This is a genomic window from Rossellomorea orangium, from assembly GCF_019334305.1.
Classification (GTDB): Bacteria; Bacillota; Bacilli; order Bacillales; family Bacillaceae_B; genus Rossellomorea.
The window spans coordinates 106,090-120,639 of record NZ_JAHWGH010000017.1; the positions used below are offsets into that span (position 1 = coordinate 106,090).

A 14,550-nucleotide genomic window follows, 5' to 3' on the forward strand; every position below is an offset into this window, starting at 1 on the left:
GATGGATAGAACGCTTGATGAGAGGTCAAAATATAGTTAGAAGGAGTGATTGATCATGTCTAAAGAAAAAATGAGCAAGAAGCTGAAACAAGCGGTACAGCATGCAAATGAAACTAACCCTTCTACGCGATCCGGGACCCAGCCTAACTCTTCAAGAACAGAAAAACTTAAGTCATAAAAGAGGGGGATCCAGAAATGGGAAAAAAACATCGAAACAGAATTAATGCCCCTAAGAAAAATAATCATATCCCTAAAGAAGCATTAGATGCCGAGCATAATGCACACGGGAAAGAGAACACAGGGCGAAACAGAAAAAACGGTCCGGGGCACAATTTGTAAAAAATCATAACAAAAGGAAAGAATTCTCCCTAAGGGAGATTCTTTCCTTTTTAGTAAGTTTCGGTTTATTTAATGGATGACGATCCGATTCACTCTCTTCCATCCATTTGGCTGCAGACGGTAATAGAAATGCCCCCTCCGTCCCTCATCTATAAAGACGATGTCACGTGTAGCGATATACCTGCCCTCATAATCCTTTGGTACCAAATCCGGTACATTAAACGTTCTGAAGGTTTGATACAGGGCTTCATCATGATTATTTGCTTCTATAGAGATTCGATACACCTCTTCGTAACCTTTATCCTCCCCGTAATTCGGGGTTTGGAATATAGTCATGTCATATGTCGATCTCAAGAGCTTAGGACGAATGATTTTTTCAAGTAAAGGCATGAGTACCCCTCCATCAATATGTTGTACTCATACTATTACACAAACACTCTGTCGAATCCTTCAAAGAATCATAGGAACCTTTGTCGAATGTTACCATTATGCAAATTTATCTATAGCGTGCTGCAGTTTTGAAGCCAGTTGTAAAACATCTGAGGATTTGATTGTCATCTTGACCATGGATTCATCCATCTCGAGAGCCTCAGTCAGGAATCCACCCAAGCCCCGTGCACGTCTGTCGACTTCCAAAAGCAATTCAACCTGGTCTTCAGTTTGATTCAGGAACATGACTTCAAGTTCATCCAATTTACGCTGATAGGGACCATTGACAGGCACAAATTCAAATTCCTGGATGAATGGATATCTCCCCCTGTACCTGCGCGGTGCTTCTTCACATTCCACTTCTCGAATTCTGAAGCCAAGGTCCTGGACGGCAGTCAGGATGGAGTTAGTCAACGAGTTCGGTACAATCTCAATATAATCTTTATCTTTTGGATCGACAGCATTTTTAATATCGACCCCTGTAGCTACCCAAACCCTCGTATTGCCATAAGTAATCGGGGTTTCAAAAGGTAATACGAACGTAAAAGGGAACTCTTTTTTCTCCTGCTCCAACACAGTGAATGGATTTGAGATTTGTACCTTTTGAATTGGGGCATAATCTGTAAATTTTTTATCATCGGATTCTCGTATATATGTAGCGAAGAGAGTAAGATAGATGGCGTCTATACTCTGTTCCGTGCTTCCCCCTGTAATCTCCACAACCCCGTTGACCGTTTCTCCAGCCTCATAGCTTGACTTCTCCAATTTAGTATCGACCGTCGCAGCTCCAATTCCAATTGAAGCAAAAACTTTATTAAAAAATGACATATTACATCCTCCTCGTTTATCGTGCTTTTAATCTGCCGAGCACCCTTTTTAAATCCTCTATAAGCTCGGAACCCTCATGATATTCTTCTTCAATCTGCAGAAGCCTCCTTAGCACACCTTTTGTAGCCTGATGAATCGCTAGCTCCTCTTCCCAGCTTTTTTCCTTATTACATCTTGACTCATAAGATGAATATAGTAAAAATAACAGGAAATGACCGATTGCGTAAAAATCACTTTTCTTCGACTTTTCCCTCATATGATCCCTATGCTTCTCAAGGCTTTCCGACCCTGAGGACATTTCACATGCGAGACCAAAATCGATGATTTGCAGGCCACTATCACCAAGCAGGATATTCGGAATTCTTAAATCCCGGTGTACATACCCTTTATGATGAATGCAGTCCACTAATTTCACTAACTGTAAAACGATTAGTAAGGATTCTTCCTCTGAATACTTTTTTCCTTCCTGAAATATCAATTCCTCAAAGGTCCGACCATTCATCTTCTCCATTAAAAGATATGGAATCCCCTTATGCTCACCAGCCCTAAGAAATGCAGGGAAGCTTGGATGAGATAAAGTTTCTAGTGCATCCCTTTCATTTCGGACATATTGGACGTGATCGCTAAATAACTTTTTGTAAGGGCGTATTCGTTTCAAAATCGCTTCTTCACCATTTTGAAGTGTAACCGAGTAGGTTGTGCCATAACTACCCTTTCCCACCAAATGGTTGATTTGAAACCCATCGATGATGGTACCTGGTTTCCAGGTGTATTCAAATGCATTAATCAACCTCTGAAAAAGCGTGGTGATCATCTATGCTTCATCTCCCTGTCAGCTGCTAAAGAAACTGGAGAAAAAGCTTTTACTCTTATGCTTTTTATAGTGGTGATGTCCAAAATGTTTATGTTTTGATGATTTATACTTTTTCCAGGAGTCACTGGAACTGTAGTGATGATGCCTCGGGGATCTTATTAAACTTTTAATAATCTTCTTCAACATAAGCTAACCTCCCAAGAATGTTTCATGGAATATCGTATTAATATATACGAATTATTTTGAAATTAGTTTCATCATAGGTAAATATTTTTCACTATATATTGAGAGGCGGGATCACTTGGGTTATTCACCGTTTCTGAAGATTTTAAACCTATTTAAAAAAGGGAATCAAGATCATTCATCACCACTTCTTGACAAACATGAGATTAGCCGGTTATACGAGCAGATGAAGGAGGAACCGTTTCCAAAGGTTTACTTCCCTGGTGATCAGTCATTATATAAGGAAATTACCAACAAAGTAAAAAAAGGGAATGTTAATAATCTGACAAGAACCTCTTTCTATCTCGATTTTTTCAAGAAGCATCCTGAACTTCACTGGGCCTTTCTAGCCCATATGGTATCCAGGAATGCCGGTTATCATATGACAGATCTCCGGAGCCCTTTATTTTCCCATGTATTAGGTGCAGGTGAACACCGATCCCTATTCTCTTTTCTTGAAAGATGCAATGCAGCCATCTTCAACGACGCATATCCACAGTTGTTATTGTATGAAAATTGGAAATTAACCCGGGAACCTCCTTTTCACCTCTTAAAAAAATTCAATGTTTCAGTATTCATGCATAAGATGTGGGACGAATTTATTAAAACAGGGAATCAACACGTAATGACCATTGCCCTTATTATGAATGAGCAGCACATGATTCAAAAGCGGATCTTATCAGACCCGAATTTGAATATCGGCATCGATAGGTGGAAATTCTTTTTGCAGGATCGTCTGGAGTTCACTTCCATACTCTTTCCTTATGGAAAGTACCTTCCCTATTCCCTTGCCGGACTTTCTGTTTCCCACTTTGAAAAAGTGGATCGCAGGATATTGTTAGGTAAGAGGTTATATAGTATTTTATTCCGTCCCAGCATCTTGCCTACTGCAACTACATTTTCCAGCCGCCATCCTCACACCGGATCCCGTGTTGATTATTGGCCGCATCTTTATTCGAAAGAAGAGAAGAAAAATCGTCTATTCAGCCCTATTTTAACGTCTGCATGGGAGAACGAGCCTGCAATACACTTCTCATCGCAGGATTGGTTTAGTGATCAAACTGTTGATGTGATGACACCCCTTCTCTCTATGGTCACCCCCCAGCATTTCTCTATGACCCGTAAATGGAAGACGCGTACTACTATCCTGGTTAATCTAACGAGGGATTAACTCAAAATAAAATGCCTCCATGCTTCAATAAGAAGGCATGAGAGACATATAAGAGTTAATCCCTGTTATATGAATGGTCGTTCCAGACTTTATGAATTCCATATCGATGGTTGAAAAGACTATACGTCATCTTCCCATTCTTCATCAATGATACATTTGGCAATCAGATACTCGAATGTGATATCCGCTATTTCTTCCAGCTCATCTTCTGACGGTACATATCCTCTTTGAATGAGTTCTTTCATAAAGAACTCTGCAATTTCCTCGGTGTCGATAAACACTTCTATCTCCCGCATGTGATCGCCCCCTTTGATTCTCAATTTATGACACTACGCTCCCGGTTATGCCAGGAGAAAAAAGTTTTCATAAGACTTTAAAGACAAGCATAGACTTTATCATCAAAGGAAGAGGAGCGATAATATGTTACATACGATTGCCCAAAAAACGAAATCAATGTTAAAAGATCTTGAAAACGGTGAAGGGATGATGGTTTCGGGCATGCAATGGATCCTTCGTGTCATCCTTCTGTCCTTCTTGGTTATAAGCGTTCCTGTTTTTCTTTATATTATGTGGCTTATTCCTTCTCTTTAACGATAGATTGTGAGTTAGTGTGGTTTTTCAACTGTTCTAACACATAATCCATCTTATTCTTGTATTTACTATCCTGAAATAGGAGATAAAGTGTTTTATAATCATTGTAATGATCGAGTAGCTGATCGATCCAGGTTGGCTTCGGGTGCGCAGGTGAATGGAGCCCTTTGGATTTCCCTTCCTTTTTTTGTGGGAAGACGAACCCATACTTCTTTATAAATGCTTCTGCCTGCTCTTCATCTGCAACAAGGGTAATTTCATCTTCATCTGCCTCGAGCCATTCTCCATCAGTGATCCTCATCAATTCATAGATAACGTCTTCCCAGGCATCATCCTTATACCGCCATATTTCTGTCCTGAAACCGACTACTTTAAAGAGATCCTCTTCATATCCCTTCACAATCACAAGATCGCCAAACAGAAATTTATATTCAATATCGATCTGTTCCTGTTCAAAAATGTATCCATCATAAGAATCCAGCAGTTCCAATGCCTTCTCCTTGAATAATCCTTCACTTTCGTTAACCTCATATAAAAACTCTCCGTCAAGCTTTTTAATATCGGTAATCTTTCCTACAGTACCATAGATTGTAACGACTACTGTTTCCCCAACTCTGAATCTAGGCTCTTTTCGTTTCTTCATTCTCCCCTCACCCTTAATCGCCTTTTTTATATGATATGCAATAACAATCATAACGGTATACACGAAATCCCTGACTACCTTTTCTTTCGGGTAAGAAATATTTTCATGTTATGGCCATAAAAGAGTCAAATAGCTTAAGATAAGGTTTATCCAAGACAGTTTATGCTTTTCACCTCTCAAAGGAAAGTGCTGGTTGATTAAAAAGGACCGACGTTTGTGAGGTACAAATGTCAGTCCGATGGCTTAGGGTATTTAGATTAATCTTTTTCTTCTAATTGATAATGGTCCCATGCACTGTCGAAAATGGACATGCTTTCGAGGTAATGACCATTCATTTCCAGGTAAGAGCTGATTTCGTGATACTGCTCTGATTGTTTAGGGAAACTGTGATCATCATAAGCTGAATTTGCGAATTGGGTAATATCATCCTTGGCAGTAGGTTGCCTAAATTTCATTAAGTAATGATAAAAGGATTTTCTCATCTCTTCCACCTGCCCTTTTTGTTTCTTTTTTAAAGGATAGCGGAAGATAAAGAATTCGTAAAGTATTTGCCATGAATGGAAGCATACCCAGTATTGCACCATTTAAAAACGAAAATAATTTTTCTTTAACAAGCGGGGAAGGTTCATTAATTCTTTATAGGGAATCACTTTGTCTATCAATCTGGTATCAATCAGCATCAGTTGATCTTCAATCTCATTGATGACGGATTCTTCCTGGTACTCCATTCCACAATGACTGCAGCTCATGCCCGGTACATCTGCAATCTGAATCGCACGTGAGCCATCTGGCAGTTCCCAGTACACACTGGTCAGATGTGCGTGTGCCGAGTTCTCTTCGCACCATTCGCATGCTTTATGACTAACCATTGATCTTTCCTTCCTTTTCATCTTTTTTATCTTCATTCATTTTTGAAAGCATCGCTTTATGTTTCTTTTCCTTCAACTGATCCCTTTTTCCCCGGAAGTCCTTAAGGGAATTGTGATCTGGATTCTCTTGATATTCCTTGCGGCGCTCCAGGCGTTTAAGTCCTGCTGGTGTAAGTGATGAATGGGTCTGGTTCATCAATCCGGCAATTCCTATGGTCGGTTCTTTGATTTCTTCATCATGATACACTTCCTTGAAGTACTCATCCGCCCTTCCTGCGACGTATTCCTCCGGTTCCGGATAAGTGGAAATGACTCCTTCAAAATTACGGACAACCACCTTCGACGCACTTTGCGAAATGAGATAATTGGGTTGAAGGGAAATCTTCCCTCCCCCTCCAGGAGCGTCCAGTACAAAGGTTGGAACAGCGTAACCAGATGTGTGCCCCCTCAACCCTTCTATGATTTCGAGTCCCTTACTGACAGGTGCCCTGAAATGACCTATTCCTTCAGATAAATCACATTGATAAATATAATATGGGCGCACTCGAATCTTGACCAGGTCGTGCATAAGTTTTTTCATGATCGGGACACTGTCGTTGATGCCTGCCAGGATCACTGCCTGGTTTCCGACGGGGACCCCTGCATCCACAAGCATCTCACAAGCCTTCTTGGATTCTTCGGTTATTTCAATCGATGTATTAAAGTGGGTATTTAACCATACCGGATGATACTTTTTTAAGATATTACAAAGGTTTTCCGTGATCCGCTGCGGGAAGACGACGGGTGCTCTTGTTCCAATCCGAATGATTTCGACATGGGGGATGTCCCTAAGGTTCTTTAAAATATACTCAAGAATCTGATCATTGATCAAAAGACCATCCCCACCAGAAAGCAGTACATCCCTTACCGCCGGTGTCTCCCTGATATAGTCAATGGCTGCATCAAGCTGTTTCTTGGGAACTCCCATCCCGATCTGTCCCGAGAATCTTCTTCTAGTGCAGTAACGGCAATACATCGAGCATTGATTGGTGACAAGAAACAACACTCTGTCAGGGTACCGGTGTGTCAATCCGGGAACGGGTGAATCTTCATCTTCATGTAATGGATCCTCTAAGTCATACTTCGTTTTATGGATTTCCTCTCCGATCGGTACGGACTGCATCCTGATCGGACAGCGCGGATCGTCCTCATTCATGAGCCATGCATAATACGGGGTAATATTCAACGGAATGGTCTTGGTTGAAATTCTGACGCCTTCTTCTTCCTCTGGAGTCAGATTCACCACTTTCTTCAAGTCATCAAGAGTTCTGATTGTGTTCGTAAGCTGCCATAACCAATTATTCCATTGTTCATCTGTGACATCTTTCCAGAGCTCAATATCCTTCCAATCCCTCTTTGGTTTATAGAGATTCATTTTCATCTACTCCACCAACTTTCAAAAAGTTTGTTTCCACCAGACTAAATTGGTCCGCTTTAGAACCCCCTCTGCATGACGATTAGATCTCTTTAGGCACCGTTACAGTTCACTTAAATCCCTTTCCCAGAGATTCATGTCTTCCATTTTGTCAAAGATGATGCAGTTATTCGCCAACCTTCCTCTGTACCTGTATCCGAGCTGATGAAAGGCTGCATTCATGCCAAATGAAAGCGCCCTTGCAATGGTATAGGCACAAAAAATATTTTGTTGTATTAATTCGTTTTCCAATCTACGTAATAAGTGCTTCATGTATCCTCCCTTTCGATGGGAAGGCCTTGTCGCACAATCTGTCAGTTCGGCATTTTGATTGGATGCTGATACCTCTGCTGAGGCGGCACTGATAATCTTGCCATTCTCTTCGATGCACACAAAGATTGTCCCATTTTTCATGGATTCTTTCACATAGTCGGGATCATGCAAGGGGACGGGATAAAGCTTGAACACCTCCTGATACAGATCCGCTAATTCGTGAGCATGATCAACGCTTGCAAGAGTAATCGATCCAGTCACATCCACTTCTTTTTTATCAAGTTTTTGAACGGCTCTGAGAATATCATCTTCTTCTTTCCAATAAGAGCTATTCCTTCTTTCATCTGTCAGAAATCCACTCATAAAGAAAGCCCGGTCCCCACTAAAGTAACCGTTTACTCCCCCTTCCAGAACAAACCCCTTTTCCAGTAGATAAGAGACCTGATTGAACCTTGCCTTCACCAAGATCTTTTCAAATCGATGAGTAACTGCCTCATCCATCACGTATTCCCAAAGCCTGGCTACGTTGCCGTTGAACCCATCCACCCTGAGTCTGCGATTGTAACTGTCTTTGTAAACAGTCGCTTCGAGTTTAGGTTGTTTAATATACTCGTATATTTGCATTCTGCAAGCCCCTTTTTAACAAACATATGAGCAGATGAGATAAGTTATGAAACAAACAACCATAAAAAGGGAACAACCTCAAATGTCATGTGAGTTGTTCCTTCCCGATGCGATATCTACAAAACAGCTTATAATGGTGGAAGTACCTTTAGGAGAAGCGAAGAGTACTATAGGCAACCTATTACCCTTTACCCAAAATTGCAATCAATTATCTCGATTGATTACACCAATCCATCATAAAGAGTGCCAGTATTTCGGCAGTTTGATACAGCCTCTCTAATTCAATGTATTCGTTTGCATCGTGTGCGACTTCTGTTGTTCCCGGCCCGAAAATGACTACAGGTATATCTCCACCTTGTGATAAAATACCGCCATCCGTTCCCCATGGCGAGGCTTCAATGACAGGAACCGCTCCCATCACCTGTTTGGCATGCGCTGACAGGGTATTGACCAGTTCATGGTCACTTGGAAGATTTCCGGGCTGCCAACGTCCTCCAAACCATTCTACCTCAACAGGATGCTCCAGAAACCAGGGATCAACTGTCTTCAGGTTGGATACCGTTGATAGAAATTCTTCTTCTACATCCCTCATTGTTTCCCAAGGACCGACTCCGATCCTTCCTTCTATGACAGCCATATCCGGGACTGAAGATGGCCATTTCCCACTCTCTATCCTACCGATATTCACTGGTAATGGAATCGGGATATTGCTATATAATGGATCATCGACTCTGTCGTTACGTTGTTTTTCCAGTTTTTGAAGAGCCTGAACGACCGTATATGCTTTATCTATTGCATTTATCCCCTCATACCTGGTTCCCCCATGGGCAGATTTCCCCTTAACCCTTAAACGAAACCACATGGATCCTTGCTGTTTGGGGAAAATCTTCATATTTGTCGGTTCGGGAATGATGGCAGCATCCGCTTTATAGCCCCTTAATAACGCAGCTAAGGTCCCTGTTCCACCACTCTCCTCCTCGATGACACTTTGAAAGATGATATCCCCTTTTAAAGGGGTATCGAGTTCCTTTACGACTTCAATGGCAAGCAGCAACGCTGCGGACCCGCCTTTCATATCCGTAGCCCCCCGGCCGTATAGCTTCCCATTCTCGATGATCCCGCTATAAGGATCATGGACCCAGCCCTTCCTATCCCCTTCAGGTACAACATCGATATGTCCGTTTAAAAGGAGGCTCCTTCCTCCCCCGGTTCCTTTCAGGACTCCGACTACATTTGGATTTCCTTTAAAATCTTTTCGATCACATCGATAAAACGGATGATGTTTTATATCATTTTCACTTATCTCCCATATATCAAGCTCCAGCCCAAGCTTCCTGCACTTTTCAATGATGATGGCCTGCGCCTTTGACTCATTCCCCCTGACGCTATCCTCCTGGACTAGCCTTTGCAGAAGCTTGATTGTCCGCTTCTTTTTATCTTCAATTATTTCTTTGATGAGACGATGGGTCTCCATTAGTTTTCCTCCCCTACCTTATATATCTGATCTCAGGGCTCAAGCTGAAACGGGCTTCTGTTGACTCCTCTATATCCTTAATCGTGAATGGATGAAAAATCTCAATCAGGAATAATTGATTTTCTTTAATGGTGAATACAGCTCGATCGGTGATGATCATCGAAACACAGCGGCCCGCTGTTAAAGGCAGGGTACATTCCCTTACCACTTTGCTACCGCCTTGTTTGTCCAAATGCGTCATCAGTACAATGACCTTCTTGGCTTTCGAGGCAAGTTCCGTCGCGCCCCCCATACCAGGAACTTTTTTACCCGGTATGATCCAATTTGCGAGGTCCCCCTTCTCACTTACCTGCAGTGATCCAAGTATGGTCAAATCGATTTTGCCCCGACGTATCATGGCAAAGGCAATGGAGCTGTCTGTGTAGCATCCCCCATCCATCAGTGAGACAGGGAATCCTCCTGCATTACATAAATTTTCATCTTCAGCACCTGTCACTGGCGCAGGTCCGATGCCTATAATTCCATTCTCAGATTGAAATACGACAGGGAATTCCGGGGGGAGGTGATTGGGGACGAGGGACGGTATGCCGATCCCTAAATTGACAATCATATTTTCTTTGACTTCCTTTGCTGCTCGCATGGCCATCTTATCCTTTAATTCGTTTCCCAGGCCCATTTCCAATCGACTCCTTTAGACAAAACGATATGATCCACAAATACACCTGACGTAACAATTTCTTCTGGATCCAACTCCCCATAATTTACGATTTCAAGAGCCTCAACAATCGTAACGTCAGAAGCCATCGCGATGAGCGGATTTGTATTCCTTGCGCTCTTATCATAAATGAGGTTTCCAAAGGTATCCGCTTTTCTTGCGTAAACGATGCCAACTTCAGCAACCAGTGCGCTTTCGAATACATAACGACTTCCATCCATTTCAAGGAAGGTCTTCCCTTTATTCAAATATGGATCATCAACCCCAATATCGCTTACAATTCCTTTCAGGCCCACTCCACCTGCCCTGATCCTCTCAGCCAATATACCTTGTGGGGAGAATTCAACTTCAAGCTTCCCCTCACTCATTAACCTTCCCGCGATCGGATTCGAGCCGATATGGGAGGCGATCACTTTCTTCACTCGATTCTGTGCCACTAATTGTCCAATTCCGATATGTGGAAATCCTGTGTCGTTTCCAATGATCGTAAGGTCCTTCACACCCCATTTCAACAAATGATTTATAATGGTAGGAGGAGATCCGACTCCTCCAAAACCGCCGAACATCAGTGTCATTTCATTTTGAAAAAAATGCCGAATTTCTTCATAATCACTCATTTTATTGTGATGGGAGGACATTTACTTCACCTTCCATTTCTCTGTAACCATTTGAAAGGTGTTCCTCAGCCGTTTTGCCATTTCTTCGATCTCCCTTTTCGTACTGTTTAAAGGCGGTGCTACCATAATGGCCGAGCCCTTTCTGCCGTCTATCCCTGCAGCTGCAGGATATAGTAAAATGCCATTATCAACACCGGATTGAACGATAAACGAAGTGAATTCGCCACCACGTTCGGTAAATTCAATTCCGAGCATGAGACCCCTTCCCCTTATATCTTGAATAAATGAAAATTCACTTTTGTATCTTTCAAGCAGATTTCTTAAATACGTCCCTTTCTGTTCGACGCCTTCAATGATGTTTTCAGAATCGATCAGCTTAAGGACGGCGAGTGCAGCAGTTGCAGACAAGGGATTGCCACTAAATGTATGGCCACTCATGATCACTTTACTTCCATGTAAAATCGGTTCCATGATTTTCTCTGAAATGAGGGTCGCTGCAATGGGCGCATATCCTGCGCTAAGGCCTTTCCCGATCGCCACGATATCAGCTTCGACTCCCCATTGCGAAAGTGCCAGAAAGCTCCCTGTCCTGCCGCATCCGGTCATCACTTCGTCTGAAATAAACAATACGTCATGTTTATCACAGATCTCCTTTATTCGTTGATAATATCCTCTAGGTGGGGTGATAGCCCCGCCTGCTGCTCCGATAATCGGTTCTGCAATAAACGCTGCCACATTGTCAGATCCAATCCTTGCAATCATTGTATCCAGTTGGGACGCACATGCCAGACCGCAAGAAGGGTGAGTCTTACCAAATGGACAGCGTGCACAATAAGGTGGCTCGATGGTCGGCCAATCACCTAAAAATGATTCAAAACGTTCCCTTCTTGCAGGGTGACCTGAAGCAGATAAAGCCCCAAATGTTATTCCGTGATAACTGAGCCACCTGGATAAGATCTTTCTTTTCATCGGTTTCCCCTGCTCCTGCCAGTGTTGAATAGCGATCTTGATGGCTGTTTCCACTGCCTCGGATCCACTATTCACAAAGAAGGTCCATGGATAACCTGTTTTGTCATTCAGAAAAGCCGCTAAATCCTCTGCAGGCTGATTACTGAACTGTGATCGATAGACAAATGCCACTTTGTTTCCCTGATTCACGATAGATTGCAGAATATCTTCCATACCATGTCCCAAATTTGCCGTCACCGCTCCAGAACAGGCATCAACATATTCACGTCCTTCTGTGTCATATAAATAAACACCCTTCCCATAATCAATCGTCGGATAATGTTCTCCAATCAATGGCTTTATTAAATGCGAATGAGGCATTGTTCACCCTCCTGAAAGAATCAGATTCGTACTCTCTTTCGATTCGCTAATCTGGATGCTCATCAAGATTTCCCTTACCTTATTCATATGTATGAAAAACCGAATCTTTCTTTCTTTATAAAAAAACAACCTTTCGTTGGATAATTTCGCACATTGTGATGTTCGAGATCGATTTTCTGAAAATATGGATTCTACTTTCTATGATTGAAATATACTAAAATTCTCAAAAATTCGACAGAAATTACTGAAATTGACTAGATATATTAGGTCGATATGTATAAAATAATGGTAAGTTCATCCTATGATGCTACTTTTTGCTTATCTTCAGGAGGGGGAAACGGTGAAAAAGATTAGAGAAAAATGGCCAAAAGCACCAAAAAGAAAGAAAATAAAGAAAGAGAGAACGAAAAGCAACTTCGGTGTCTTCTCTTATTTTCGTACCATACGAGGGAAAGTGGTATTATCATTTGGGTTATTAACGATTGTACTATTAATCCTCTCAGCCACATCCTACTTCAATATGATGAAGCTGGAGAAAGAAATCGACACGCTGATCACCTATGATATGAAAGTGGATACGAAGTTAAAGGATCTTTCCAAAGTATTGAATGACATCGAAATCGGGGAACAAGGATTTGTCATAACTGGGGCTACAGGGTTTTTAGCACCCTATCAAAATGGGCAAAAAGAAGTGGAAGGTCAGATTGAGGACTTGAATAAGCTCTTGAAAGATGATCCTGACCAGCTTGATAAGATGGGTAAGATTCAGGCCCAATACGGTTTCTGGATGCAATTTGTAGACCGGGTGATCGAAACCAGAAAAGATGATGGTCTCGAAAAGGCGGCCAAGCTCGTAGAAACAGGCGTGGGTAAGAAGTACCTGGATGGAATTCGTTCGTATGTCGATATGATCGTCGTTGATCAGGAGAAAGATTTGAATGACCGGATCGACTCCCTCAACCAACAGGTGTATATGTCTAAGATCGTCACCATCGGATTAGCGGCATTCGCCGTTCTTTTAGCGGTTTTCTTTGGAATCATTTTATCTCATACCATTAAAACCAATACAAAGAAAATTAGCACATCCATTTTAGAGATCGCGAATGCAGGCGGGGATTTGACGAAACGAATCAAAGTCAAATCCAAGGATGAGCTGGCTGGACTTGCATCTGATACGAATCAGCTCATTGGCGGGATCGCCACCCTTGTAAAACAGGTTTCTGAAATGGCCGAAAATGTGTCGGCAAGCAGTCAGGAGCTTCTTGCTTCTGCAGAGGAAACCTCACGCACAATCACTTCCATTGCGGAAACCAGCAGTGAAATTGCCGCGGGAAGCGAACAGACCACCCATCGCATGTCATCGTCATTAGAGAAAATGAATAGCCTTGAGGAAGCAGCACGCTTTTTATTCAATCAGGCGGAACTCGTAAGGGAAACCGCACGTGATATGAGAGTCGTAGCGGAAAAAGGCGGAAAAACCGTCCAAGCTTCTTCATCTAAGATGATGCGTATCGAAGAAACCATGTCCAACACGAGTGAAACCGTTGAAGCACTGGGTCAGCGTTCATCGCAAATCACCACCATCATCGGAACGATTACGGACATTGCCGAACAAACCAATCTTCTGGCACTGAACGCTGCCATTGAAGCAGCACGGGCTGGTGAACATGGACGAGGGTTTGCAGTTGTGGCGGATGAAGTCAGAAAGCTAGCCGAACAATCCCGACAAGCAGCCAAGGGAGTGACGGAAATCGTCCACAGTATCCAGGAAGAAGTCAACATCATCATTAAGCAAAACTCAGACGGCGTAAAAGAAGTGATTGCAGGAGTAGAGATCACCAACGAAACCAATGCATCACTTGAAGATATATTAAGTCAAACAACGAAAACAACAGTTGTAGTGGATGAAATGGTGGATCATATTCAAGAAACTCTTTCTCTCAGTCAAGAAGTGGCCACTTCATTTGCCCATGTAAATGAAATCGCAGAATCCACCGCTTCTAATACCGAGACCACTGCGGCGGCTTCTGAAGAAGGGTCTGCTGCCATGGAACAAGTCACTGCAAGTGCATCAGAGCTTTCCCAACAAGCTGAAAAACTGAAAGAGTTGATTTCAAGCTTTAAAATCTAATCCAAAAAGAGCTGCCGAATCGGCAGCT

The 14,550-nt window shown here is 42.4% G+C and carries 18 protein-coding genes; 5 read left to right on the forward strand and 13 right to left on the reverse strand.

Annotated elements, in window-relative coordinates; translation table 11 throughout:
- Window positions 1-55: 55 nt before the first annotated feature.
- Both KYJ26_RS24025 and KYJ26_RS15190 read left to right on the forward strand, forming a co-directional pair.
- Entirely contained in the window at window positions 56-178 is a 123-nt protein-coding gene (locus tag KYJ26_RS24025) for a hypothetical protein (protein WP_257475071.1), read from the forward strand.
- 17 nt (window positions 179-195) lie between these two features.
- A complete protein-coding gene (locus KYJ26_RS15190; protein WP_219168234.1) occupies window positions 196-339 on the forward strand; it encodes a hypothetical protein in 144 nt (47 codons plus the stop codon).
- A gap of 69 nt (window positions 340-408) precedes the next feature.
- On the opposite strand, the gene KYJ26_RS15195 is transcribed toward KYJ26_RS15190, so the two are convergent.
- The 3 genes from KYJ26_RS15195 to KYJ26_RS15205 all read right to left on the reverse strand — a co-directional run bounded on the left by KYJ26_RS15195 (window position 409) and on the right by KYJ26_RS15205 (window position 2,410).
- Window positions 409-729: a YodL domain-containing protein gene (locus KYJ26_RS15195; protein ID WP_219168235.1), complete on the reverse strand. Its 321-nt coding sequence runs from the start codon at window positions 727-729 to the stop codon at window positions 409-411.
- A 96-nt stretch (window positions 730-825) separates the two neighbouring features.
- A complete protein-coding gene (locus KYJ26_RS15200) occupies window positions 826-1,596 on the reverse strand; it encodes a sporulation protein (protein ID WP_219168236.1) in 771 nt (256 codons plus the stop codon).
- A 16-nt stretch (window positions 1,597-1,612) separates the two neighbouring features.
- Window positions 1,613-2,410, reverse strand: coding sequence for a serine/threonine protein kinase (locus KYJ26_RS15205; RefSeq protein ID WP_219168237.1), 798 nt, complete (start codon window positions 2,408-2,410; stop codon window positions 1,613-1,615).
- A gap of 301 nt (window positions 2,411-2,711) precedes the next feature.
- Here KYJ26_RS15205 and KYJ26_RS15210 point away from each other — a divergent pair, with 301 nt between their 5' ends.
- On the forward strand, window positions 2,712-3,803 hold the full coding sequence (locus KYJ26_RS15210) for a DUF2515 family protein (RefSeq protein WP_219168238.1): 1,092 nt from the start codon (window positions 2,712-2,714) through the stop codon (window positions 3,801-3,803).
- Window positions 3,804-3,922: 119 nt separating this feature from the next.
- Here KYJ26_RS15210 and KYJ26_RS15215 read toward each other — a convergent pair whose 3' ends face one another.
- Window positions 3,923-4,099: a YozD family protein gene (locus KYJ26_RS15215; RefSeq protein WP_219168239.1), complete on the reverse strand. Its 177-nt coding sequence runs from the start codon at window positions 4,097-4,099 to the stop codon at window positions 3,923-3,925.
- 124 nt (window positions 4,100-4,223) lie between these two features.
- Between KYJ26_RS15215 and KYJ26_RS15220 the strand changes: the two genes are divergently transcribed.
- The gene (locus KYJ26_RS15220; RefSeq protein ID WP_219168240.1) at window positions 4,224-4,394 is read left to right on the forward strand and encodes a hypothetical protein; all 171 of its coding nucleotides are present in this window, start codon (window positions 4,224-4,226) and stop codon (window positions 4,392-4,394) included.
- On the opposite strand, the gene KYJ26_RS15225 is transcribed toward KYJ26_RS15220, so the two are convergent.
- The 9 genes from KYJ26_RS15225 to KYJ26_RS15265 all read right to left on the reverse strand — a co-directional run bounded on the left by KYJ26_RS15225 (window position 4,378) and on the right by KYJ26_RS15265 (window position 12,391).
- On the reverse strand, window positions 4,378-5,037 hold the full coding sequence (locus tag KYJ26_RS15225; RefSeq protein ID WP_219168241.1) for a hypothetical protein: 660 nt from the start codon (window positions 5,035-5,037) through the stop codon (window positions 4,378-4,380). The genes KYJ26_RS15220 and KYJ26_RS15225 overlap by 17 nt on opposite strands.
- Before the next feature lie 257 nt (window positions 5,038-5,294).
- A complete protein-coding gene (locus KYJ26_RS15230; RefSeq protein ID WP_206848990.1) occupies window positions 5,295-5,519 on the reverse strand; it encodes a YozE family protein in 225 nt (74 codons plus the stop codon).
- A 102-nt stretch (window positions 5,520-5,621) separates the two neighbouring features.
- Complete coding sequence (locus KYJ26_RS15235) at window positions 5,622-5,906, reverse strand: YokU family protein (protein ID WP_219168242.1); 285 nt, start codon at window positions 5,904-5,906, stop codon at window positions 5,622-5,624.
- On the reverse strand, window positions 5,899-7,326 hold the full coding sequence (kamA, locus tag KYJ26_RS15240; protein ID WP_219168243.1) for a lysine 2,3-aminomutase: 1,428 nt from the start codon (window positions 7,324-7,326) through the stop codon (window positions 5,899-5,901). Before kamA ends, KYJ26_RS15235 begins: the two co-directional genes overlap by 8 nt.
- Window positions 7,327-7,422: 96 nt before the next feature.
- A complete protein-coding gene (ablB, locus tag KYJ26_RS15245) occupies window positions 7,423-8,256 on the reverse strand; it encodes a putative beta-lysine N-acetyltransferase (protein ID WP_219168244.1) in 834 nt (277 codons plus the stop codon).
- A 208-nt stretch (window positions 8,257-8,464) separates the two neighbouring features.
- Window positions 8,465-9,730, reverse strand: coding sequence for a peptidase (locus KYJ26_RS15250; protein ID WP_219168245.1), 1,266 nt, complete (start codon window positions 9,728-9,730; stop codon window positions 8,465-8,467).
- 13 nt (window positions 9,731-9,743) lie between these two features.
- Window positions 9,744-10,406, reverse strand: a complete 663-nt coding sequence (locus KYJ26_RS15255; protein WP_219168246.1) for a 3-oxoacid CoA-transferase subunit B — start codon at window positions 10,404-10,406, stop codon at window positions 9,744-9,746.
- Window positions 10,385-11,083, reverse strand: a complete 699-nt coding sequence (locus KYJ26_RS15260) for a 3-oxoacid CoA-transferase subunit A (protein WP_219168247.1) — start codon at window positions 11,081-11,083, stop codon at window positions 10,385-10,387. Before KYJ26_RS15260 ends, KYJ26_RS15255 begins: the two co-directional genes overlap by 22 nt.
- A complete protein-coding gene (locus KYJ26_RS15265) occupies window positions 11,084-12,391 on the reverse strand; it encodes an aspartate aminotransferase family protein (protein ID WP_219168248.1) in 1,308 nt (435 codons plus the stop codon).
- A 340-nt stretch (window positions 12,392-12,731) separates the two neighbouring features.
- On the opposite strand from KYJ26_RS15265, the gene KYJ26_RS15270 reads away from it, so the two are divergent.
- Complete coding sequence (locus tag KYJ26_RS15270; RefSeq protein WP_219168249.1) at window positions 12,732-14,522, forward strand: methyl-accepting chemotaxis protein; 1,791 nt, start codon at window positions 12,732-12,734, stop codon at window positions 14,520-14,522.
- Window positions 14,523-14,550: the final 28 nt, after the last annotated feature.